This window comes from Halogranum rubrum (assembly GCF_900114455.1).
Classification (GTDB): Archaea; Halobacteriota; Halobacteria; order Halobacteriales; family Haloferacaceae; genus Halogranum; species Halogranum rubrum.
Genome location: NZ_FOTC01000001.1, coordinates 995,008 through 1,017,656 on the forward strand (window position 1 = coordinate 995,008; position 22,649 = coordinate 1,017,656).

Below are 22,649 nucleotides of genomic sequence, written 5' to 3' on the forward strand. Positions count from 1 at the left end.
TGTAAACGTCACCCAACAATTCAATCAACAAATACGATATGTTCGGTAGCGTTATCGGGGCTGTCCACCGTTTGACTCGTTAGTAGCTTCGAGGTATTTCTGGAGAAGTGACGGGAAATCTCTCCCTTTCAGATACCGCAGGCCGAAGTCCTCGGCCCAGGCGATGATGCCGGTGTCTTCGGTGACGACGCCGGCGTCCAGTTCGCGGGCGAGGATGAGCAGGTCGAAGTCCTCGCGAGAGTCGAGGACGCCACGGCGGAGTGTCGAGCGGTACTCCTGTCTGAGATCGGAGATGACCTTGTCTATCTCCGTCATGTGTTCGTGTTCGTCGAGCGGTTTGCCTTGCGACCCTTCGACTTTTCTGACTGCTTTCTCCGAGACTCTGAGTCCGCGGTTGACTCGGTCGCTCATCTCGTCGATGAAGCGAAAGACGATTTCGGCGGGAATCGTGACTTCGAACCGGTCGGGGTTCTTCTTGATGACCCACGTGTTGAGCTTCGCGAACAGTTCCTCGTCGACGTTGCGGTCGGCGAGCATCTCCGTGAGTTCCTCGTACACCGACGGCGGGATGTAACAGGAGATGTTGAGTTCGAGTTTCGCTCGGGCGACGAGGTCCAAGAGTCGGTCGACGGCGGCCGCCAAATCCTCGTCGTCCTCGCGAATCTCCTCCGTGATGAACACGGAGGTGTCGAGGACGAACCGTTGCTTCAGTGGGTGCTCGACCATTGTGAGGTCTTTGTGCCGCGTTGACAAAGCGTTCTCGCCTACGGAGTGACGACGCTCCGCGAGAATCACGCCGCAGCGACGTTCGAGCGAACGCTTAATTCGATTGCTATGCTCTCTCATATCATGGAGAACCACGAGTTACTTGGCGTGGCTCCCGCCGCGGCCGACGACGTCCTCGAACACTTCGAGCGAGCGACCTACGGGAATCGAACGTACCTCCATCTGACGGACACCAGACACGGTATCGAGCGTGGGACGGTCCTGTTCGGTGAGACGGTGGTCCGCGGCTTCCCGAAGATTTCGCGAACACTCGTGCTCGACCCCGGTATCTCGCAGTTCTTCGACGGGCCGTTCGTCGTCGAGGAGAAACTCAACGGGTACAACGTCCGCATCGCCCGACTCGACGGCGAGGTGTTGGCCTTCACGCGCAGCGGCTACGTCTGTCCCTTCACCACCCACACCGTCTCCGAGCGTCTCGACCTCGACCCCTTCTTCGACGACCATCCCGAGTCGATGCTCTGCGGCGAGATGATCGGTCCGGAGAGTCCCTACACCGACCACGACTACCCGGCAGTCGACTCACTCGACGTCTCCATCTTCGACGTTCGACACCGACGGACGGGAAACCCGCTGCTCGTGGACCGTCGGCGACGGCTCTGTGACGCCTACGGCTTCCCGCAGGCGACGTCCTTCGGTGTCTTCGACCCTGAGACAGCCGTACCAGAACTTCGGCGCATCGTCGAGGAACTCGGGAACGAGGACCGTGAGGGCGTCGTGATGAAGTCTCTCGACGGTCGGAGACAGTTGAAGTACACAACGTCTGCGGCCAATCAGGGGTCGCTCGCCTACGCCTTCGCCGTCCCCTTCGACTACGGGCCCGACTTTCTCTTTCCGCGTATCATGCGCGAGGCGTTTCAGTCGGTCGAGTTCGGCGAGAGCGACGCGGCGGCCCGCGAGCGAGCACGGTCGCTCGGTGAGGCGATTCTCCTCCCCGCAATCGGTGCCGTTCGGGAGGTGAGAGAGGAGGGATCGACCGGCGAGGAACACACCGTTCGTGGGTCACCCGAGGCTATCGACGCGCTGTTCGCGCATCTCGACCGGATGAAGTTGCGGACGACGATTCGGCGCGACGAGACGGTCGACGGAGAACGCGTCGTCACGTTCCTGAAGCACTCGGCGGCGACGACAGATTCGGTCAAGAGCTACCTCGCGGGCCAGACGTTCGACGCGTAGACAACTCACTCGGTCTCGCCGGACTCTTCTCGGTCGTCGACTCGCCGATTGACGTCGAGGTGGTAGTGTGTGAGGATGTCGCGACCGAGGAGTACTGGATGTGTCATGTGTCCGCGGTCGACGACGTTCGCCGCGACGGTGTGTTGCGTTCCGCCGATACCGACGACGACGTCGACGACGGGGCGACTTTGCCCACTCTTGACACTGCCCGAACGGACGCGACGCGCGGTGTGAATCGGCCCGGCGCCGATTTCGGCGGCCAGTCGGATGTCGATACTCGTCCGTTCGGCACCCGTGTCGGCCTTTCCGACGACCGTCTCGGTGCCCGTCGTCCCGCTGACGACGACTCGCTCGGTGAGACCGATGACGACCGGGTCGTCGGAGACGTACGAGAGCGGCGTCGGTGCGCAGGCCGGTTCCGAGTCGTCCAGTGTCGCCGCCAAGTCTCGAACTCGCTCCTCGTCGACAGTGCCACCCGCTCGTTCGATAGCGAGACGAGCGATGTACGGGGCCGGACTCGTCCCCGTCGCTCGATAGAGGCCTCTGAACCCGGCCGTCGGGTTGACTTCGAGGACGTACCACCCGTCGTCGCCCTCGATGAGGTCGACGCCCGCGTAGTCGAGTCCCATCGCCGCCGTCGCGTCGCGGGCGAGTGTGAGCAGGTCGGGTGTCACTTCGTCGCTCGCGTCTTCGACGGTACCGCCGAGAGCGACGTTGGTTCGCCAGTCGCCTTCCGGCGCGTACCGAAACATCGACCCGATAACCTCGTCGCCGACGACGTACACGCGGAGGTCACGTGGCTGCTCCGGCGTCTCGACGAACGCTTGGAGGAAGGCACGGTTGGTTCCGACTTTTCCCGTGAACGACTCCTGTTCGTCGACGCACCACGTTCCACGTCCGTTGGTGCCGACGGCCGTCTTGTAGACGGCGCTCGGACCGAACAACGGGCGGAACTCCGAGAGGAGGTCCCCGCTGAGTGCGAACACCGTCTCGGGGGTTCTGATGCCCGCTCGCGCCAAGACGGCGGCCGCGGCCGTCTTGTGGGCCGCTCGACTCGTCGCGTCTGGGCTGTTGAGCATCGGCCGAACGGCGTGGAGGGTGAGCGCGATACCGTGGTCTTCGAGCGGGTGGTCCGTCTTCGACAGGAGGAGGCGGTTGACGACGACGTCGACGTCCGGACGCAGGTGGACGCCGTCGTCGGCGAAGTGGACGACGGTGTTCTCCTCGCGTAGCCACTCGGGGACGTGACCGAGTGCGTCGACAGCGTTGAGGATGGCCTTCGTCTCCTTGCTGTTGTGCAGACTCAACACCCCCACCCGAACGCGACTCTGTCCCATCCGGAAACGTAGTCGACGAGTGAGCGAAAGGGTGTCGCCCCGCGAACTACCTCACGAACTCTCGTCTGCTCGGTGGCGAGTGTCTTCGACGATGCCGACGAGTTCGTCGGTGCCGTGGTATCCGAACAGTTGCTCGACGACTTCGCCCTCGCGATAGAACACCAGTGTCGGGACGCCCTGCATCTCCAGTTCGTCGACGAGGTCGAGCGTGTGCGAGGCGTTTATCATCGCGACTGTCACGTCGGTCACACGGGCGACGTTGCCGAGAATGGGCTCTTGCATCTTGCACTTACCACAGCCGTCGGTGTAGAACTCGACGAGGAGGTGGTCGTGTTCGTCGATAGCGTCGTCGAGAGCGGTACGGTCGGCGAGGCGGAGGGGCTTGGTCCCGAGTTCGGCGTCGGTCATACTGTCTGCTACTGTCGGCGACGAGTTAGCTGTTGATGGGTTGTGCATCGGAGTACCACAATCGTGCTGTTACTGTCGACGGACCGTCGAGAGGCCCGTGTGTCGGTTCTACGCGTACTGGTCGATGAGACTGGCATACTCGTCGGCCTGGTGGACGCCGACGAGCGACTCTCGTGGTTCGCCGTCTGCATAGAGTACCGTCGTCGGAATCCCTCGGACCCCGTGCTGTGCGGCGAGCTGCTGGAACCGGTCGGAGTCGACCTTCAGTACGGTGGCCGGCGTCTCCTGTGCGACCGTCTCCAGAATCGGTTCGAACATCTGACACGGGCCGCACCAGTCGGCGTAGAAGTCCACGAGGACGACGCCGTGTTCGGTGACGACCGTCGAGAAATCGTCGGCAGTCTCTAGCGTGAGCGGCCGTGTCGTGGTCTGCGTCGCTTGTTCGTCTGTCATCGAGACTAGTAGGTGCGCCGTAGATATAACTGTTGTGTGCAGTTTGCCCACTATTACGCACACGTGGATAGACGAGGCGACTCGCTCAGTCGAGTCGGTCGGCGAACGCGTACGGGAGTGCGGTGTAGACGAAGGCGTTCCCGGTCAGGGCGTCGACAGTGGTGTACTCGTCGACGGCGTGGGCGGTGTCGGTGCCGAGTGCAAACTCGATTGTCGGGATACCGACCTCTCTGAGTCGTTTGGCGTCTCCACCGCCGGTTGCACTCCGTCTGTAGACTCGTTCGCCGGTGACCTCACGTGCGAGAGACGTCGTCGCCGCCACGACGGGACTCTCCGGGTCGACGGCGGTTCCGAGACTCCAGCGGCTCTCGGTGACGACGACGTCGTCGAACGTCGTCAGATGGCTGTAAATCGCTTCGAGAACGGTTCGCGTGTCGACGCCGGGCGAGACGCGGATGTCGATACGTGCTCGCGCCCGTTCGGGGACGCTGTTTATCGCCTCACCGCCTTCGAACGTCCCGAGGTTGAGCGTCGGATACTCGAACACGACTCGGGCCGCCTGCTCACCCATGCGAGGCGCGTAGTAGTCCACCGACTCCTCGATGGTCGCTCGGACCTCGTCGTCGACGTCGAGCGGTCGCTCGCCGAGTCGGTCACGGAGCGCCGTCACGGCCTCGTACAGTCGGTCGATTGCGTTCGTCCCGAGCATCGGTCGCGACCCGTGCGCCGCCGTCCCTCTCGCTTCGAGGGTCAACCAGATACTGCCGCGGTCTGCGACGGTGACGGAGTGCCGACCTGCTTCGCACGTCGTCTCACCGATGACGCAGGCGTCGGCGGTGAGATAGTCGCCGTCGACGAGTGCAGGGAGACCGACACTACCGCCCGTCTCTTCGTCGCTGACGACGGCGAACGCCAGCGACACGGGCGGGGTCGTGTCCGTCTCGGCGTACGCCAGGGCGGCGACGAACATTGCTGCCAGCGGCCCCTTCATGTCCGTCGCGCCGCGCCCGTAGAGTCGGTCTCCGACGCGTTCTCCGAGCGGTTCGTACGTCCAGTTCGTCGCGTCGAACGGGACGGTGTCGACGTGGCCGACGTACAACAGCGTGCGTTCGGACGCCCCGGGGAGCGTCGCGACGAGGTTCGGTTTTGCAGCGTCGACAGCGACCCGCGCTGTCTCGAACCCGGCGGCGTCGAACGACTGCGCGAACCACGAGATCAGGTCGGCGGTCTCGCCGGGGGGGTTCTGTGTGTCGAACCCGAGGAGGTCCAGCGTCGTCTCGACGAGTCTCTCGCGGTTGTCGTCGAGATACCGACCGAGGTGAGACGGAAGCGACGACACGACCGTCCTCACTCGTCCGCCGCCGGGTCCCCGGCGTGGTCGTTCGCGTACGTCTCGCGGAACTCGTAGACGAGGTGCCCCATCTCCGCGTACCAGTCGTTGAGCGCCCGCTGTAGGTCGTCGGCGATTCCCGCTGAGTCGGCCACCTGATAGACGTGGCAGTAGCCACCCGTCTCGTAGGACTGTTGTTCCTTCTCGACGAGTCCACGCTGACAGAGTCGCTGTACTGCACGATACGTCGTCGACCGCTCCCGGTCGACGGCGGCCGCGAGTTCGTCGACAGTCGTCGGACGCGCCGCTTCGACGAGCGTCCGGAAGCACCGACGTTCGAGGTTACCGAGTCCGTGGATGCACTCCAACAACCCCTCGCACTCCATCTCCTGTCGGAGGTAATCGCGCATCGAGTTCGCCATACTCTCTGTTGGACCCCAACCGCCAAAATAGTTGTGTACTACTTGTACACTTTATGCAATACTAATGCCCTACGCAGACGACTGCTGCTGTTCGACGCGTCGGTGGCGGAGTTCGCGGACGCTGTTGTAGACGACAGCGCCGCTGACGAGCACCGCCGACCCGACGATGATGACGAGACTCACCGTGTTCAGCACGTCCAGACCGTAGTTGTTTCCCACCTGCCGGACGGCGACGGCGACTGCCCCGCCCACCAGCATCAGACCGAAGTAAATCTTGATACCGTCCTCGTCGACGAGACTGGTCGCGGCAGTCCCAATACGCGCACCGAGTGCGCTCCCAGCGAGGAGCGGTGCGACGATGCTCAGGTCGACACCACCCGACTGGGCGTACAGGAAACTCCCGACGCCGCCCGAGATGGTAATCTGGAGGATATCGGTACCGACAGCGACGGCTGCTGGAACACCGAACCCGTACATCATCGCGGGCATCAAGAGGAACCCGCCGCCGACGCCCAGGAACCCGGCGAGGACGCCCACGACGAGGCCAACGGTCAGAATCACCCACAGCGACACCGACGGCGCACCCATCAGCGACACCATCGGCGGGAGACGAATCCCGCTGAACAGTCCGGGTGACTCCTCGTCGTCTGCGGCGTCGGCGTCCTCGTCGTCGGACGACCCTCGAGAGTCGTAGACGACGAACGCTCCGACCAATCCCAGCAGTCCAACGTAGGCAACGGAGATGACCGTATCCGCGAGTCCCATCGATTCGAGCGTCAGGACCACTGTCTTTCCCGCCTCGATGCCGGCGGTCACGCTGACGGTCATCAACGCGGCGAGTTTGTAGTCGACCTGTCCGAGTGAGCGGTGCCGAAGGGCACCGATGACGGACGTCCCGAACACGAACGCGAGACCGCTTCCAACGGCCACGCGCGTGGGGTATCCCATCACGATGAGTGCGGGCGTGACGAGGAAACTGCCACCCATTCCGAAGAACCCGAACAGGATGCCGATGAGTACCCCGAACCCGACGAAGAGAACGAGGAGGGCCAGACCGATTCCGAGGACTTCCACGACTACTCACCACCGAGGGCGTTCACGACGGTCGGTCCGACCAGACGGACGAGACCGCCGTAGCCGACGTATAGCGCGATGGCCTCGGAGAGGACCAATCCGACGAGGACCACCGCCTGCATCGACCCAGACAACGCTTCGATTCCGAACATCGACTATCGCACCTCACTCGTGCATGGTTTTGTACGAATCATACTTTTCTGTCTACTACCTCGTATCCGGTAGAGTGACTTAACAGTTATGGGGTTACTGTACAATACTACTTCTGTAGTCGAAGAAGGTCTCTACGGGTGAACGAGGTTGGAACCGACAGTCGTGGACGTTTCGGCAGTGGCGACGCCGCAGAACGGCTTGGTGGCGTCACTGAAAGTTGAACGAGAATCGAGAGCGGTCAGTTTTCGGCGGTCACCGACTGCTCGGCCTGCTCCGACTGCGGATACTTGTCGCGGAACTCGTGGATGAGTTGCCCCATCTTCGCGTACCACTCGTTGAGCATGGTCTGCATGTTGTCTGCGATTTTCTCGGGGTTCGTCGGGCGATAGACGTGGTAGTAGCCTCCCTGATCGTAGTTCACCTGTTCTTTCTGGATGAATCCCGTTTGGAGGAGACGCTGGACGGAGCGATAGGCAGTCGACCGTTCGCGGCCGACTTGCTCTGCGACTTCGTCGACGGTCAGCGGTTCTGCGCTCTCGGTGAGCACGCTGAAACATCGTTTGTCGAGTTCTTTTAGCCCGTGCATACACTCCAGCAGCCCTTCACACTCCATATCCTGCTGAATCAGCTCGCTCATCGAGTTAGCCATATTTCTTGTCTATCACCTAGTCCTACTGCGATAAAAGGCTTGTCTAGTCTGTGCACAATCGCGCACACCCGCCGGTCAGTCGGCACCGACGGCACTCGTCGAATCTCCCGAGACACGCGCTCGGAGATACCCCTGTGCGTACGCACCGAGGAACATTCCGCCGATTGCCCACAGGATGGGGAGGTTACCGATACCGACGCTGGCGTAGGCCGCACCCGGACAGATGCCCGAGATACCCCACCCGACGCCGAAGATACCGCCCCCGACGAGGACGTTCCGGTCCATCGACTTCAGCCGTCGGGTGTACGCGCGGCCGGTCAGCGGTGCGGTCCGGTCCAGACGCGTCGCCACGGCGAACGTCACGGCGGTGACGGCGGCGGCCCCGCCCATCACGAACAGCAAGCCGAGGTCGTCGAACTGGAGGAAGTCCAACACGACTTCCGGCTTGGCCATCTGGCTGAGACCGAGGCCGAACCCGAAGACCAGCCCACCGAGGAGAATCACCGGCATGAACAGCGGGTGCCGTTCGTCGGTCGTCTCGGTGCTCATGGACTCACCCCCAACGCCTGCACCAACTGCGCCGTGCCGATGGCGACGGCCATGAACGTCACGACGTTCACGATAGAGGTCTGCGAGGCCGAACCGATACCGCAGACGCCGTGGCCGGAGGTACACCCCTTCCCGAGGCGCGTGCCGACGCCGACGAGGAAGCCGCCGCCGAGCAGTCGCCACCACTGCACCTCGGTGGTAAACCAGCCGTTGAACAGGAACGCGTAGATGGCCGCCCCACCGACGATGCCGAGGGTGAAGACGACCCGCCAATCACGCGAGCGGAGATACTTCCCTTGGTTGAACCGAGGGAGCTTCGACACGTACGACAGCGTCGACTCGAGGAACGTGCTCGCCCCAGCGATGATACCCGTGGCGAGGTAGATGACGGTGGCTCCGAGACCGATGAGGAGCCCCCCGAGCGCGTAGTGACCGATTCCGTTCGGAAAGAACGTCGCAATATCTAACATCGTGTCTTAGTTCGTCAGCGCGTCCTGACTCGCGGCGCAGTTGTTCGGGCCGAGTTCGAGTTCGAACGCTTCCTCGTCGGAGGCGTCTTGCTGGCCTAAGTTCGTCGCGATGATGTCCTCGTAGTTGCTCGGTCGCGGTGGCATATCCGAGAGGATGAACTCGACGAACTCGTCTCTGTCCATGTGGAGTGCGTCCATCCGACTCTTCAGGTCGCCGAGCGTCGCCCCGTAGGTACCGTCGTCGCGAGGCGTCGCGGCGTCGCTAAAGTGCGCTGGCGCGACGAGCGTCTCGTCGGAGAGCGAGAGGACCGTATTCTGAAGTGTGTCGTAGAGCGTCCGTGCCGCGTCGGTCGCACCGTCGTCGCCGTCTTCGAGGTCCGGACGCGCGACGCTCTCGGTGAAGAGTCCGTCACCGGTCGCGAGCACCGTCCCGTCGACGAGGTAGGAGGTCATCCCCGAGGTGTGCCCCGGCGTGTGGAGCACCTCGATGTCGACGTTCCCGACCGTGAGCACGTCGCCGTCGGCGACCGTCTCGTAGTCGCTGTCGTAGTCGACGCCACGAGCGACGGCGGGTTCGGGGAGAATCGCGGTCGCGTCCGTCTCGGTGGCGAGCGTCCGAACACCCGAGATGTGGTCGGCGTGCACGTGCGTGTCGAGTGCGTACGTCAGGTCGGCCCCGAGCGCCCGGGCGTCCTGTACGTACTCCGACGCGAAGGCTCGAAGCGGGTCGATGACGGCCGCTTCGCCCGCTGAAACGACGAGGTAGGCGAGACACCCGCTGGAGGGACGACGGTACTGGGCGATGGTCGCCTCGGAGTCGACGTCGAGTTCGGCGTACTCGTAGATACGTGCCCACCCCTTCATGCCGCGTTCGAGGTTCGTCGCGTCGACGCCCTCCTCTTTCAGGAGTCCGGCGATAAACTCGCTGGAGCCACCTTTCGCACAGACGACGACGACCGGTTGGTCCTCGGGGAGGCGTGCCAACAGGTCTTCGTCGACGCCGTCGAGGAGTTCGAAGTACGGTACGTTGAGCACGTCGACGTTCTCGCCGTCGATGCGCCACTTCTCGAACTCGTTCTCCGCACGGACGTCGAGGATAGTCAGAGGCTCGTCAGCGTCGACCTTCTCCTTGAGCTCCGTCGGCTGTATCGCCTCGACTGCCACGTCCGGTTCGGGGAACTGTGAATCGCTCATCTTCACTCCACTGTACCGGGTCGTTCGCCTTAAGAGTTTGCATAGTATTTTGAAGATTATACAATACCGCTTGGCTCCCTTTCTCTCCAAACCGCTCATTTACGGCCCAATACTCCATTTAGCGCGCGTTGAGCATCCCTCTCGCCCGCTCTACCGACTCGAATAATGTGCACAAGTCCCATCTATCGACACACTTTTATCGCTCAGACCAATATTGTGTGGTACGTCCAATAACGGACAGACCAACCATGAGCAGCGAACTAGATTCCAGTGAAGTCACCGAGACGCTCGACGTACAGGGAGCCAACTGCCCGATGCCGGTCATCAAGACGAAGCAAGCCATCGACGGCCTGTCGACGGGCGACGTCTTGGAAGTCGTCGCCACCGACTCGGGGAGCATGAGCGACATCAAGGGGTGGGCAGAGACGACAGACGGCGTCGAACTCGTCGACCAGGTCGAAGGCGACGGCGTCTACACCCACTACGTCCGCAAGACGGAGTGATTCGTCGTGAGTACTGACACCTCAACCGCCTCGGACACGTCGGAGACGGTGGACGAACCGGACGCCGCCACCGTCGCCGAGTTAGAGTCCCGTATCGAGGAGTTGGAGGCGAGCCTCGCGGCAGTCGAGGCGGACGACGGCCCCAAGAAGATGTCTATCATCGCGACGAAGGGCACCCTCGACATGGCCTACCCGCCGCTCATCCTCGCCAGCACCGCCGCCGCCTTCGGGTGGGAGGTGCAGGTGTTCCACACCTTCTGGGGGCTCGACATCCTCCACGAGGAGCGTTCGAAGAACCTTAAACTGAGCGCCGTCGGCAACCCGAACATGCCGATGCCGAACGCCATCGCCGCCCTTCCGGGGATGGACTCGATGGCGACGAAGATGATGCGCAAGAAGATCGCCGACAACAACACCGCCTCTATCGAGGAACTCATCCAGACCTCACTCGACATGGGCGTCGAGTTCCAGGCCTGTCAGATGACTATCGACCTGATGGACTACGACGAGGACGACTTCTACGACGGCGTCACCACCGGCGTCGGGGCCGCGACCGCCCTGCAGTTCATGGGCGACGCGGACGTCCAACTGTTCGTCTAGAGCAGCTAGAACACAGACCCCCCGCCGGTTCGCGTCGGCGTGGAGTAGTGTCCGGTTCGTAGTCGACTACACACCAGCTTAACCGACTCACACGCGTACCTACTACCAATGACAGACGCTATCACCGCGACCGAACTCCGCGACCGAATCGACAGCAACACCACCTTCGAACTCGTCGACACGCGCCCCGAAGACAACTACGAGTCGTGGCACATCGACGGAGCCGTGAACTACCCGTACAAACCCGACGACGACTTCGACCCCGAGACGTTCAAATCGGAGACGGGAATCGAGGAAGACGACACCGTCTACACCATCTGCGCGAAGGGCATCTCCTCGAACGACTTCGCGGACGAGTTGAAGAGAAACGGCTTCGAGGACGTCACCGTCGTCGACGACGGGATGGAGGCGTGGAGCGCCGTCTACGACGTCGTCGAGATTCCGACCGACTCCGAGAGCGTCGAAATCTTCCAGATTCAGCGCCGGGCGAAAGGCTGTCTCGGCTACCTCGTCGGGTCGACGGCGACCCGTGAGGCCGCCGTCGTCGACGCCTCCAGACACACCGACGAGTTCGTCGCCGCTGCCGACGAACACGGCTACACCGTCACCGACGTCTTCGACACGCACGTCCACGCCGACCACGTCTCGGGCGGTCGACAGTTGGCGAACGAGGTCGGCGCGACGTACTACCTCGGCGCAGACGCCCGCGAACGCGGCGTCGAGTACGAGTACGACGCCCTCGGCGCGAACGACGTCGTCCGCGTCGGCGACGTGGAGATAAAAGCGCTCTCGACACCCGGACACACCTCGGAGATGGTGAGCTACCTCGTCGACGGCGAGGCCGTACTGACCGGTGACACGCTCTTCGTCGGCTCTGTCGGCCGGACGGAACTTCAGTTCGGTGGCGGCGGTGCTGCCGACGGCGCACACCTGCTCTACGAGTCGCTCCACCGGACGCTGCTCGCCGAACCGGACAGCGTCACCGTCCTCCCCGGCCACTTCGCACTGAGCAACGACGGGGAAGCCACTGACGGCACGCCGGGTGAACCCATCCTCGCGAGTATCGGCGACCTTCGACGCGGACAGGAACTCTTGCAGGCCGACGAGGAGACGTTCGTCGACCGACTCACCGACCGCCTTCCCGAAAAGCCGCCGAACTACGAGACGGTCATCGACGTGAACACCGGCAGAACGAAACTCGACGACGAACAGGAGGCGACGGAGTTGGAACTCGGTCCGAACCGCTGTGCGGCGAGCGAGTAACTCGACGCCTTAGCTTCGGACCGTCGACTCGACGTCTGTCGTCTCTGTTTCCTCGCCACTGAGAGCGACGGTCATCACGGGAACCGGTGCGTCGGAGATGACGCGCTGGGCGACACTGCCGAGCATGTTACGGCGGAAATCCGCACCGCGCGTCCCCATCAACACGAGGTCGATATCGTTCTCGATGGTGTAGTCGAGAATCTCGTCGCTCGGGTTTCCGACTCGAACGACGATTTCGACGTCGACACCGGCCTGTCGGAGCAGCGTCGCCGCCGTATCTGTCACGTCTCGTCCCTCGGCTTCGAGTTCGGCGGTCACGTCGTCGACGAGGTCGTCACGGAGCGTCAGAAACGCCCGGTCGTCGACGACGTAGAGGAGATGAACCGTCGCGTCCTGCCAGTCGGCGAGGGCCGCGGCGTGTTCGACGACAGCGTCGGTCGTCTCGCTTCCATCCGTCGGTAACAGCAGGTTGGAGTACACGCTCACTGATTGTTCGCCGAGACATAATACCGAACTGGTGGTTCCCACGACGTGAGAACCGACTTCGCTCTTCCCGACTCAGGCCGAACCCGAGATGGACGCTCGCACCGTCTCCAGTGTCGGAATCGACGCCTGCGCGCCCGACGCTTCGATGCTCATCGAGGCAGCCATCGTCGCGACGTCGACTGCCTCTCGGAGCGGCGACCCGCGAGCCAACTCGGCGGCGAGATAGCCGTTGAACGTGTCGCCCGCACCCGTCGTGTCGACTGGGTTCGTCGGCGGCGGCGAGACGGTGAACTGCTCGTCGTTCTCGACGAGCACCTCGGCCGGACCGCGGGTCTGGACGATTGTCCCGTCGAAGTCAGCGAGTTCCGATTCGAGTGCGGCGTACTCGTGTTCGTTCGGTCGGACGATGTCGACGGCAGGGTGGCGAACGAGCGGTGCCGAACCGTCGACAGGTGCCGGGTCGACGACGACCGTCGGTCCGTCGTCCGTCATGGCGAGTCGGTCGAGGAGTGCGAGGACGGGCGGGACGGGAATCTCGTTCTGGAGGAGGAGGCAGTCTGCGGCGCACACGCGGTCGGCGTAGGCCTCGACGTAGCGTTCGTCGACCTGTCCGTTCGCGCCTTCGACGACGACGATACGGTTCTCGCCGTCTTCGTCGACGAAGACGTAGGCCTTCCCCGTCTCGGCATCACCGACGTGGACGCAGTCGACGTCGACGCCCGTCGCGTCCAGTCCGTCGAGAACGTCGTAGCTCTGCTCGTCGGAACCGACCTTTCCGAGTAAGGTCGTCTCCGCTCCAGCGCGGGCCGCGGCGACGGCCTGATTCGCCCCTTTTCCACCCAGGAACACCTCGTGTGGGAACGCTTCGACGTCGTCGGGAACGTCAGCGACGCGGACGGTCGACCCGGCGGTGGGGAACCACTCGTACTGTTCGGCGAGTCGAGTCAAGACGGCGGAGTCGAGGCGGCTAACGACGTCGACGTTGACGCTTCCGAGACTGACGACGGTTCCCGTGTGTCGCATTCGGTTTAGCTACTCGTTCGTCGCCCCGTAATCTCATCGATGTCGAGGCGCACGAACACCGGGTCGAGGTCGTCGAGCGACTCGCCGAACACGCGCAGTGGGGTGTAGTCGGGGTTCCGCTCGTCGGGCGCGAACTCGTCGCTGTCGACGCGTGAGAGCGGTCCGCGAACGACGATACTCCACGACGTGTCCGCGTCGGCGTCGTAGTCGTAGACGAGCAGACAGCCTCGCGTCGTCGTGTCGAGAAACGCCATCTTCTCGCTTCCTTCGTGCTCGCCCAGTCGGAAGTAGACGGCACCGTCTTCGACGTGATACGCCACCGGAACCGCGTACGCCTCACCGTCGTCGGCGAGTGAGAGTGACCCCGTTCGGTGGGTTCGAAGGTGTTCGTCCACCTCTGTCTCGTCCATTCCGAGCGTATACGTGTACTCGATATCTCTCATCGTCGTGAGATACGTTCGGGAGAAGGATGACTGTACTGACGGGCGAGTGTCAGCACATCTCGGCGAGCGAGACGAAGGAGTTGCCGGACGCGCTTACCCACATCGCTGCCCGGTGTGTCGAACCGGAACCACTCGAATAAATCGTACACTGCCTGTCTCCGCCCGCACACGCGGTAACCGAGGCGAGAAGCACGGGAGGTGCGTCGAACTCGTCGAGTTCGCCCGACTCGCCGAATGGGTCGTCTCTCTCAGCGATTTCCATTGTCTCTACTAGGCCGTCGGTAGGGCAATCCTCTCACGCTTGTACGTACAAGTAAGTTATATGCAAGTACCAATCCGTGAATCCCGTAATTAAGGACGTACTCCCGCAATACGAACGGCCGTGTGTTTGTACTCGGGTATCTTCGCGACTGGGTCGAGGGCATCCCCCGTAAGCAGATTCGCCAACGGCGTCGCGTAGTGGAACGTCGTGAACACCGTCCCCGGCCGAATCGCCGGCGTCACCTCCACCTCCACAGTGACTTCTCCGCGAGCGTTCGAGACGACGACGGTGTCGCCGTCGTCGATACCCCGAACCGCTGCATCGTCGGGGTGCATCTGGAGTACGTCGGCACCACGCAACCGCATCAACATCCCCGACCGGCGAGTGACCGCGCCGCTGTTGAACTGCTGGAGGACGCGCCCGGTGGTGAGCACGAGTTCGTCGTCGCCGACGTCGTCGGCCGGGTCGACGTGAGCGACCGGCCGCAACTCGGCAGTTTGGGACCCGGAGGCAAAGTGGTCGACGTGGAGGACAGCGGTTCCCGCCGTCGCTCCGGCGGGGAACGGCCACCGTTGGCTCCCCGTGCCGATGCCGTCGTAACTCATCCCGGCGTACTGCGGCGTCACCCGCTTCAGTTCCTCGAAGACGGCTTCGGGGCCGTCGTACTCGAACTGTCCGGGGTGTTCGGTGAGTCGTCGCCCGAGTTCGCAGAGGACGTCGAGGTCCAGTCTCGCGTCGCCGGGCGTGTCGGCGAGAGGTCGCATCCGCATCACCTGCCGGTCCGTGTTCGTCACGGTCCCGGCTTTCTCGGCCCACGAACTGCCCGGGAGGACGACGTCGGCGAGTTCGACGGTTTCGGTCGGAAAGATGTCGAGGACGACGAGACAGTCGAGTCGCTCGAACTGCTCGCGGACTCGGTTGAGGTTCGGTTCGGTGACGAGTGGGTTCTCCCCGAAGACGAGCGCGCCGAAGACCGACTCGCCGAAGGCGTGAGTCGCTTCGACTTCGGTCCGTCCAGGCAGTTCGGGCAGTGTGTCGGCGCCGACGCCCCACACCTCGGCGACGCGCGCCCGAGCCTCCGGGTCGGTCACGTCGGCGTAGCCAGGCAGGAGGTCCGGCAGGGCGCCCACGTCGCCTGCGCCCTGTACGTTGTTCTGTCCACGCAGCGGGTTGATACCCGCACCCGGTTTGCCGAGGTTACCGGTCAGAAGTGCGAGGTTCAGCAGGGCGTGGACGTTGTCGGTGCCGTAGTGGTGCTGGCTCATCCCCATCCCGGTGACGATTGCTGCGTTCTCTGCGCTCGCGTACGCGCGGGCCGCCTCCCGAATCGTCGCCGGGTCGACGCCAGCCAGTTCGGCGTTCGCCTCCACGTCGACGTCGTCGAGAGCGGTGTGGAACGCCTCGAAGTCGGTGACGCGAGTCGACACGAACGCGTCGTCGACGAGTCCCTCGTCGAGGACGACGCGAGCCATCGCGTTCAACAGCGGGATGTCGTAGCCCGGTCGGACGGGGAGATGGAGGGTCGCCGCGTCCGTCGTGGCGTTCGCGCGCGGGTCGACGTGAATCAGCGTGGCCCCACGACGAATCGCGGGCAGGAGATAGGACCGAAAGATAATGGGGTGTTGCTCGGCGGGGTTCGCGCCGACGACGAGGAGACAGTCCGTCTCGTCACGGACGTCGGCCAACGAGTTCGTCATCGCACCCGCGCCGAGTCGCTCGCGCATCGCCGCGACGGTCGAGGAGTGACAGAGTCGAGCGCAGTTGTCGACGGAGTTGGTCCCGAGGAGGCGAGCGAGTTTCTGGAGGACGTAGTTCTCCTCGTTCGTGCAGTTCGAAGAGGCGAAGAAGGCGAGTGCGTCCGGTCCGTGGCGACGAACGACGTCGCCGAAGGCGGTTTCCACCCGCGAAACTGCCTCCCCCCACGTCGCCTCGCGCAGGTCACCGTCGTCGTCGCGGACCAGCGGCGTGGTCAGTCGCTCGGCGTGGTCGACCACGTCGAACGCGGCGACACCCTTCGGACAGACCTCTCCTCGACTGTTGACGGGACCGCGCCAGCCAGTCGCAGAGTCACGCTCGGCGTCGAACTGGAGGCTACAGCCGACGCCGCAGAACGGGCAGATGCTCGGCACAGACGTGCGTGTGTTTCTCAGGGTGTCGCTCATACACCGTTCGTTCGACCTGAGACGGCAAAATCGCACTGGTACATATAAAGAAGGGTACCAAAACCGCAACACGGCGTCGGGTCTCTCTCTCACTCCCAAACTGTTTGGGAACGATGTTGAATAGGAATACCTGCGTTCGAATAAAGTACGCAGAAGGAGTCAGACCATGAGCACGGTGGGAAAACAACAACACAAAGGCAAGGGGAATGCGGCCGTCGACGACGTTGAGGGCGTCGAAGACGGGAGTACAGAGACGAACGAACAACAACGACTGGAGACGGACGACCTGTTTCACATCCTGCAGAATCAGCGTCGCCGTCGCGTCTTAGAGCATCTCCAAGACCACGATGCTGGTGAACAGGTCGACATGCGCGACATCGCCGAGCAGGTGGCCGCGTGGGAACACGACACGACGCTCCAGCAACTCACCTCGAACGAGCGTCAGCGCGTCTACATCGCGCTCTACCAGTCACATCTGCCGAAACTCGACGAGAAGGGCATCATCGAGTACAACCAGAGCCGTGGCTTCGTCGAACGCACCGCCGTCGCCGACCAGTTCGACCCGTATCTGGACGTCGGAGCCGACGCGAGCGACGAGACGGACGGTGCGGTCGAACAGACAGACGGTCCGGAGACGACGTCGACACCCGCCTCGACCAGTTCTCGCTCCACGAGTTACTACAGCGGTGCGACCGCACTCGGTCTCACCCTGACCGCGATGTCGTGGGTCGGCCTCGCACCGACCGCGGTGACGAGCTACCTCGCGACGTTCATCACGGGGATGTTCGCGTTCATCACCATCGGTCTCAACTACCAGCGCTACACGTAGACTGAGACGCGCAGAACGGTTTGGTACCTTGGTTGGGTACGTCGAGGGATTTCGGGCACGGCAGAGAACGTAGACACCGCTTCGGGCAGTTCTCTGGCCACATCTAACGTCTTGTCGAATCGATGCTACGACCTCCGAGAGACGTCTCTCGAGAGCGAGCACGAGCGTTCGGCCGCGCACGAAGAGTCAGGTAGACTGACTCCCTCTCTTCACCTATGGCGACGACAGTCCTCGTGGCAGGTGCCAGTGGTGGAACGGGCCGACGACTTCTCGAACAGCTCGAAACGACCGACTACACCGTCCGGGCGCTGACCCGGTCGTGTCGAAAGGTCGGGACACTCTCCGACCTCGGTGCCGACGAGGTGATGGTCGGTGACTTACTCGACCCCGCGGACGCCGCGAAGGCCGTCCGTGGCTGTGACGCAGTCTTGTGTGCCGTCGGGACGACACCCGGCCTCGCCGACTTCCTCGGCGAGGACGTCGTCGACGGGGCGGGCGTAGTCAACCTCGTCAACGCCGCCGTCGCCGCCGACGTCGAGACGTTCGTGATGGAGAGCGCACTGGGTGTCGGCGACTCGCGTGACCAAGCACCGCTCGGTCTCCGCCTCGTCCTCTGGCGTTATCTGACTGCGAAGAACCACGCAGAGGCGTGGCTCCGCTCCTCCGGTCTCACGTACACCATCTTCCGTCCGGGGCGACTGACTGACGACCCGGCGTCGGGGGACATACTCGTCGGTGAGGGGGGTGCGACGGTACGCGGCGCAATCGCTCGCGACGACGTCGCCCGACTGATGATTGCCGCGTTGTCGACGCCGGAGGCGGCCAACCGGACGTTCGAGGTGGCCGACCACGGGCACGCTCGTGGACCGACTCGTGGACTCGTCGACGTCGACTGGCAGTTCCCACCGGAGCGACCACAGTCGGACGACCCGATACGTATCGACGTCACCGAGGAGTGAGGCGAGCGAAACGCACACGTACCCGTCGACTACTCGAACTCCGGTGCCCACGTGTCGGCGAGTTCGTCGTCCGTCCGGCGCTGTTCGACGTAGTAGACGTTCGCGTCGGGGATTCGGCGGAGCACGTTCATCCCCGCTTCGTCCTGTTCGAGTTTCACCACCCAGTAGCCGGTGTCGGCGTGATACCAGAGGTCTTCTTCTGCGATCTCTTCGAGGCGTTCGACGCCGTCGGGACCGTCGTAGACGATTCGAGCCATTCAGTACTCTAGGCTACGTGAGTGCATCAACGAAGCGGCGTGTCGAGACGCAGTCGAGTAAAGAGAGCCGTTACAACAGACCGGGTACGAACATCGACACGAGCAACAGCACGCCGACGACGAGTGCGGCGATAGTGACGAGTCGCCACGCGATGCTCAAGACGACCCGTCCGACGAGGACGACGACGCCGATACCGACGATGACGACGAGTAACTGTCCGAGTGACGTGTCGAGGAGTCCACCCGCCTGCAGCAGCACTGGGAGGACGTTCGCGATGACGGGGTGTATCATACTAGAAAGAAGTACCACCGAGGAAATAAGTCTGTGGGAGAATGAGAGCGGTAGTTCCGCCTATGGCCTCGCTCGCTGACTGTCGACCGGAGAGACGTCGTTTTCAGTCGGGCAACTTGAAGTCGAAAGTCACTTTCACCCTGGTCTGAATACTATTATACCCGTTGGACGGTTAGTTACGAGCGAAGCGTATCACCGGCGCACTGGACGCAAGAAAACGCCGAGAACCATCCGTATCCAACTTCAGTTGAACTAACACAAGTGAAGTCGCACCGTTTATGAGGGTGGCTTCGTATGAGTCTCCCGTTACAAATGAGCGCAGAGAGAACCACGCCCCACGTCGAACTATCCCGGCAGACGCCCGCTGCCGGCGAGGAGGAACGGTAGATGAGCAACGCGGACATCACTGCGGAGGAGCTGAAACTTCCGATCAAGCGAACCGACGGCGAGACACTCGCCGAGCGGATGACCGGCAACGCCTACAACAACATCCTGCCCGCGCGGTATCTTCGGAAGGACGCCAACGGTGACCCCATCGAGACGCAGGAAGACCTGTTCCCCCGCGTCGCGAAGAACATCGCCCTCGCGGAGGCAGTCTTCGAAGCCGAACAGCAGGGCGTCGAGATTTCGGTCACGCCCTCGCAGTTGAAGCCCGGCCACCCCCGTCGCAGCGAACTCGCCGACGAAGTGTTCGGCAAAGGAACCACCGTCGACGACGATACCGAGACGACGCTCTCCGTCTACAACGTCAACAAGTTCGCCTACGACACCGTCGTCCCTGACCTCCCCGAGGAAATCCGCGCCGTCGTCGAAGAGAAGCGCGAGTCGTTCCAGGACCTGATGGAGAACCTCTCGTTCATGCCAAACTCGCCGACGCTGATGAACGCCGGCGACGAACTCCAGCAGCTTTCGGCGTGTTTCGTCGACTCCCCGGACGACGACATCACCGACATCCACCAGACCGCCAAGGAGGCCGCCGAAGTCTTCCAGTCCGGCGGCGGGATGGGCTACGCCTTCTGGCGACTCCGCCCGTACGGTGACGCCGTCGGCTCGACCGGTGGTATCGCCTCCGGTCCCATCACCTTCATGCGGACGTTCGACCAGATGTGCGAGACCATCGCGCAGGGCGGCGCACGCCGTGGTGCCCAGATGGGCGTCATGCGCGTCAGCCACCCGGACGTCATCCAGTTCATCCACGCGAAGAACAAGGACGTCTCGCTGGCCAACACGCTCCGACTGAACGACCCCGACGACTTCACGCACACCAAGTTCGCCGACGCACTCGACGAGGCACGTGAACTCATCGACGAGGACGGAAAGGTCCCGAAACACCTCCGTAACGCCGTCGAGGGCCACCTCTCGAACTTCAACATCTCCGTCGGCGTCACCGACGACTTCATGGAGGCGCTCTACAACGAAGAGGAGTTCACCTTCACCAACCCGCGGACCGAAGAGCCACACGTCGCTACGCCGCAGACGAAAGAACTCTACGACATGTTCGACCTCGGCGAGTACGTCGAGGTCGGCGAAGTGCTCTCCATCCCGGCCGAAGAGCTCTGGACGCACATCGTCGAGGGTGCCCACGAGAACGGCGAACCGGGCATCATCTACCTCGAGCGTGTCAACAAGCAGCACTCCTTCGACGTCGAGAAACATCCCGACCACCGCATCCTCGCGACGAACCCGTGTGGCGAACAGCCACTTGAGGAGTACGAGGCGTGTAACCTCGGGCACATCAACCTCTCGACGCTCGCGGCGACGGACGCCCCCGACTGGCGCGTCTGGTCCGAAGCACACCGCGACGAGTACGACTCCGAGGCGGCCGCCATCGAGGCGTTCCTCGACGAAGCGCTCGACTGGGACGAGTTCGACCACCGCATCGAGACGGGAACCCGATTCTTGGAGAACGTCGTCACGATGTCGGACTTCCCGGTCCCCGAAATCGAAGAGAAGGTACGGGACATGCGCAAGATCGGTCTCGGCGTCATGGGACTGGCCCAACTCTACATCCAACTCGGCATCCGCTACGGCTCTGATGCCGGAAACGAAGTCGCCGAAGCGGTGATGACCCACATCAACCACCAGTCCAAGTGGGCTTCCCACGAACTCGCCGAACAGCGTGGCCCGTTCAACGACTGGTCGGACTCGAAGTACGCCGACCCGACCGAGTACCGCGAGTGGTTCGAGCACCACACGGGACTCAACGCCGACGACTGGGCAGACGGCTTCTCCGTCCGCAACCACAACACGACCACCATCGCGCCGACGGGAACCACCTCGATGGTCGGCAACACGACGGGTGGCTGTGAACCCATCTACAACGTCGCCTACTACAAGAACGTCTCCGACGACGTGCAGGGCGACGAGATGCTCGTCGAGTTCGACGACTACTTCCTCCGTGTCTTGGAGGCCAACGACATCGACGTCGAGTCCGTCAAGCAGGAGGCCCAAGACCAGATGGCCAACAACGAGTTCGACGGCGTCGACTCGCTAACCTCTGTGCCGGACGCCATCAGTGAACTGTTCGTCGTCACCGCCGACCTGACCGGCAAGCAGCACGCCGCCGTCCAGTGTGCCTGCCAGCAGGGTGTCGACTCTGCCATCTCGAAGACGTGTAACTTCCCGAACTCCGCCTCCATGGAGGACATGGACGAGGTCTACCGCTACATCTACGACCACGGCGGGAAGGGCGTCACCGTCTACCGCGACGGCACGCGCTCGAAGCAGGTGCTGACGACGCGTGCGAAGAACGCCGACTTCGCCGACGACGGCGAGGCCGCAGAGGCGCTCGTCGCCCAGATGGAAGAGGTGTTCGGCGGCATCGAAGGCTTCCTCAGCAACGACGAGGTTCGCGCCGCTCTCGGCGAGGACTTCTCGCTCGAAGACCGCACCGGTAAGGCCTACGCACAGGAACGACCGCGCCCCGACGTGCTCCACGGCGTCACACAGCGCATCGACACCGGCTACGGGAAGATGTACGTGAACATCAACGAGGACGACGAGGGCGAACCGTTCGAACTGTTCGCCACCATCGGCAACTCCGGTGGATTCACGAACTCCTTCACCGAGGCGCTCGCGAAGGTCATCAGTTACTCGCTGCGTTCGGGCGTCGACCCGCGTGAAATCGCCAGCGACCTGCAGGGCATCCGAAGCCCGAAAGTCGCGTGGGACAAGGGTGAACAGATCAACTCCATCCCGGACGCCATCGGCGTCGCCATGCGACGCTACCTCGACGGCGAAATCGACAAGCCGTACCCCAAACAGCAGAGTCTGACCGAAATCGAGAGCGAGTCGGTCGAAACCGACGCGCCCGAACCGGACGGCGGTGCGGCCACGACTTCCGGTCCGTCGGACGACGCGACGCAGGACCTACTCGACGCAGGCGAGAGCCCCGAGTGTCCCGAGTGTGGCAACATGACGCTGTACTTCTCGGAAGGCTGCAAGACCTGCGAGTCCTGTGGCTGGTCCGAGTGCTGAACCGAACTGCACTGCACTGAGCGTCACGGCGACCGAAACCGGCCGCTCGACTGAGAGGTCGTCCGACCTCACCGGTTTCTCACGAGTCGACAGGT

26 protein-coding genes are annotated in these 22,649 nt (G+C 63.1%); 7 read left to right on the forward strand and 19 right to left on the reverse strand.

Annotated features, from left to right (window positions below):
• Positions 1–51: 51 nt before the first annotated feature.
• A complete protein-coding gene (locus BM083_RS04760; protein WP_089866437.1) occupies positions 52–726 on the reverse strand; it encodes an RNA ligase partner protein in 675 nt (224 codons plus the stop codon).
• A gap of 123 nt (positions 727–849) precedes the next feature.
• Here BM083_RS04760 and BM083_RS04765 point away from each other — a divergent pair, with 123 nt between their 5' ends.
• Positions 850–1,959, forward strand: coding sequence for an RNA ligase (locus BM083_RS04765; protein ID WP_245756849.1), 1,110 nt, complete (start codon positions 850–852; stop codon positions 1,957–1,959).
• 5 nt (positions 1,960–1,964) lie between these two features.
• Here the strand turns inward: BM083_RS04765 and BM083_RS04770 are convergent, their stop codons facing one another.
• The 11 genes from BM083_RS04770 to BM083_RS04815 form a co-directional block, all read right to left on the reverse strand.
• Entirely contained in the window at positions 1,965–3,296 is a 1,332-nt protein-coding gene (locus BM083_RS04770; protein WP_177197539.1) for a RimK family alpha-L-glutamate ligase, read from the reverse strand.
• A gap of 51 nt (positions 3,297–3,347) precedes the next feature.
• A complete protein-coding gene (locus BM083_RS04775) occupies positions 3,348–3,704 on the reverse strand; it encodes a thioredoxin family protein (protein ID WP_089866444.1) in 357 nt (118 codons plus the stop codon).
• A 108-nt stretch (positions 3,705–3,812) separates the two neighbouring features.
• Entirely contained in the window at positions 3,813–4,157 is a 345-nt protein-coding gene (locus BM083_RS04780) for a thioredoxin family protein (RefSeq protein ID WP_089866447.1), read from the reverse strand.
• An 85-nt stretch (positions 4,158–4,242) separates the two neighbouring features.
• Complete coding sequence (locus BM083_RS04785) at positions 4,243–5,508, reverse strand: M20 family metallopeptidase (protein WP_245756850.1); 1,266 nt, start codon at positions 5,506–5,508, stop codon at positions 4,243–4,245.
• Entirely contained in the window at positions 5,505–5,909 is a 405-nt protein-coding gene (locus BM083_RS04790) for a helix-turn-helix domain-containing protein (RefSeq protein ID WP_089866450.1), read from the reverse strand. The genes BM083_RS04785 and BM083_RS04790 overlap by 4 nt, the downstream gene beginning before the upstream one ends.
• A gap of 69 nt (positions 5,910–5,978) precedes the next feature.
• Entirely contained in the window at positions 5,979–6,983 is a 1,005-nt protein-coding gene (locus BM083_RS04795; protein ID WP_089866453.1) for a sulfite exporter TauE/SafE family protein, read from the reverse strand.
• A gap of 2 nt (positions 6,984–6,985) precedes the next feature.
• Positions 6,986–7,135, reverse strand: coding sequence for a DUF7512 family protein (locus BM083_RS23145; RefSeq protein WP_009375775.1), 150 nt, complete (start codon positions 7,133–7,135; stop codon positions 6,986–6,988).
• A gap of 239 nt (positions 7,136–7,374) precedes the next feature.
• A complete protein-coding gene (locus BM083_RS04800; RefSeq protein ID WP_009375774.1) occupies positions 7,375–7,785 on the reverse strand; it encodes a helix-turn-helix domain-containing protein in 411 nt (136 codons plus the stop codon).
• Positions 7,786–7,860: 75 nt separating this feature from the next.
• A complete protein-coding gene (locus tag BM083_RS04805; protein ID WP_089866456.1) occupies positions 7,861–8,334 on the reverse strand; it encodes a DUF6691 family protein in 474 nt (157 codons plus the stop codon).
• Positions 8,331–8,804 (reverse strand): YeeE/YedE family protein, encoded by a 474-nt coding sequence (locus BM083_RS04810; protein WP_009375771.1) that lies wholly within the window; start codon positions 8,802–8,804, stop codon positions 8,331–8,333. Before BM083_RS04810 ends, BM083_RS04805 begins: the two co-directional genes overlap by 4 nt.
• Before the next feature lie 6 nt (positions 8,805–8,810).
• Positions 8,811–9,998 carry an MBL fold metallo-hydrolase gene (locus BM083_RS04815; RefSeq protein ID WP_089866460.1) on the reverse strand — a complete coding sequence of 396 codons (1,188 nt, stop codon included), beginning with the start codon at positions 9,996–9,998 and terminating at the stop codon, positions 8,811–8,813.
• A gap of 248 nt (positions 9,999–10,246) precedes the next feature.
• On the opposite strand from BM083_RS04815, the gene BM083_RS04820 reads away from it, so the two are divergent.
• From BM083_RS04820 to BM083_RS04830, 3 genes are all read left to right on the forward strand, one after another.
• Complete coding sequence (locus BM083_RS04820) at positions 10,247–10,501, forward strand: sulfurtransferase TusA family protein (protein ID WP_089866463.1); 255 nt, start codon at positions 10,247–10,249, stop codon at positions 10,499–10,501.
• 6 nt (positions 10,502–10,507) lie between these two features.
• The gene (locus BM083_RS04825) at positions 10,508–11,101 is read left to right on the forward strand and encodes a DsrE/DsrF/DrsH-like family protein (RefSeq protein ID WP_009375764.1); all 594 of its coding nucleotides are present in this window, start codon (positions 10,508–10,510) and stop codon (positions 11,099–11,101) included.
• Positions 11,102–11,209: 108 nt separating this feature from the next.
• Positions 11,210–12,364 carry an MBL fold metallo-hydrolase gene (locus BM083_RS04830; protein WP_089866466.1) on the forward strand — a complete coding sequence of 385 codons (1,155 nt, stop codon included), beginning with the start codon at positions 11,210–11,212 and terminating at the stop codon, positions 12,362–12,364.
• A 9-nt stretch (positions 12,365–12,373) separates the two neighbouring features.
• Here BM083_RS04830 and BM083_RS04835 read toward each other — a convergent pair whose 3' ends face one another.
• The 5 genes from BM083_RS04835 to fdhF all read right to left on the reverse strand — a co-directional run bounded on the left by BM083_RS04835 (position 12,374) and on the right by fdhF (position 16,740).
• The gene (locus BM083_RS04835; protein ID WP_089866471.1) at positions 12,374–12,844 is read right to left on the reverse strand and encodes a universal stress protein; all 471 of its coding nucleotides are present in this window, start codon (positions 12,842–12,844) and stop codon (positions 12,374–12,376) included.
• A 78-nt stretch (positions 12,845–12,922) separates the two neighbouring features.
• Positions 12,923–13,873: a PfkB family carbohydrate kinase gene (locus BM083_RS04840; protein WP_089866474.1), complete on the reverse strand. Its 951-nt coding sequence runs from the start codon at positions 13,871–13,873 to the stop codon at positions 12,923–12,925.
• A 5-nt stretch (positions 13,874–13,878) separates the two neighbouring features.
• Positions 13,879–14,316 carry a pyridoxamine 5'-phosphate oxidase family protein gene (locus BM083_RS04845; protein ID WP_089866478.1) on the reverse strand — a complete coding sequence of 146 codons (438 nt, stop codon included), beginning with the start codon at positions 14,314–14,316 and terminating at the stop codon, positions 13,879–13,881.
• 49 nt (positions 14,317–14,365) lie between these two features.
• Entirely contained in the window at positions 14,366–14,578 is a 213-nt protein-coding gene (locus tag BM083_RS24210) for a DUF7511 domain-containing protein (RefSeq protein WP_089866481.1), read from the reverse strand.
• 89 nt (positions 14,579–14,667) lie between these two features.
• Positions 14,668–16,740: a formate dehydrogenase subunit alpha gene (fdhF, locus tag BM083_RS04855; RefSeq protein WP_089866484.1), complete on the reverse strand. Its 2,073-nt coding sequence runs from the start codon at positions 16,738–16,740 to the stop codon at positions 14,668–14,670.
• Between the two features lie 166 nt (positions 16,741–16,906).
• Between fdhF and BM083_RS04860 the strand changes: the two genes are divergently transcribed.
• Together BM083_RS04860 and BM083_RS04865 are read left to right on the forward strand one after the other, a co-directional pair.
• Complete coding sequence (locus BM083_RS04860; protein ID WP_089866488.1) at positions 16,907–17,569, forward strand: DUF7344 domain-containing protein; 663 nt, start codon at positions 16,907–16,909, stop codon at positions 17,567–17,569.
• A gap of 215 nt (positions 17,570–17,784) precedes the next feature.
• Positions 17,785–18,528 carry an SDR family oxidoreductase gene (locus BM083_RS04865; protein ID WP_089866491.1) on the forward strand — a complete coding sequence of 248 codons (744 nt, stop codon included), beginning with the start codon at positions 17,785–17,787 and terminating at the stop codon, positions 18,526–18,528.
• Positions 18,529–18,557: 29 nt separating this feature from the next.
• Here the strand turns inward: BM083_RS04865 and BM083_RS04870 are convergent, their stop codons facing one another.
• Together BM083_RS04870 and BM083_RS04875 are read right to left on the reverse strand one after the other, a co-directional pair.
• Complete coding sequence (locus tag BM083_RS04870) at positions 18,558–18,785, reverse strand: hypothetical protein (RefSeq protein WP_089866494.1); 228 nt, start codon at positions 18,783–18,785, stop codon at positions 18,558–18,560.
• A 70-nt stretch (positions 18,786–18,855) separates the two neighbouring features.
• Positions 18,856–19,077 carry a DUF8029 family protein gene (locus BM083_RS04875; RefSeq protein WP_049894018.1) on the reverse strand — a complete coding sequence of 74 codons (222 nt, stop codon included), beginning with the start codon at positions 19,075–19,077 and terminating at the stop codon, positions 18,856–18,858.
• 387 nt (positions 19,078–19,464) lie between these two features.
• On the opposite strand from BM083_RS04875, the gene BM083_RS04880 reads away from it, so the two are divergent.
• Positions 19,465–22,554, forward strand: a complete 3,090-nt coding sequence (locus tag BM083_RS04880) for an adenosylcobalamin-dependent ribonucleoside-diphosphate reductase (protein ID WP_089866499.1) — start codon at positions 19,465–19,467, stop codon at positions 22,552–22,554.
• The last annotated feature ends 95 nt before the right edge of the window (positions 22,555–22,649 follow it).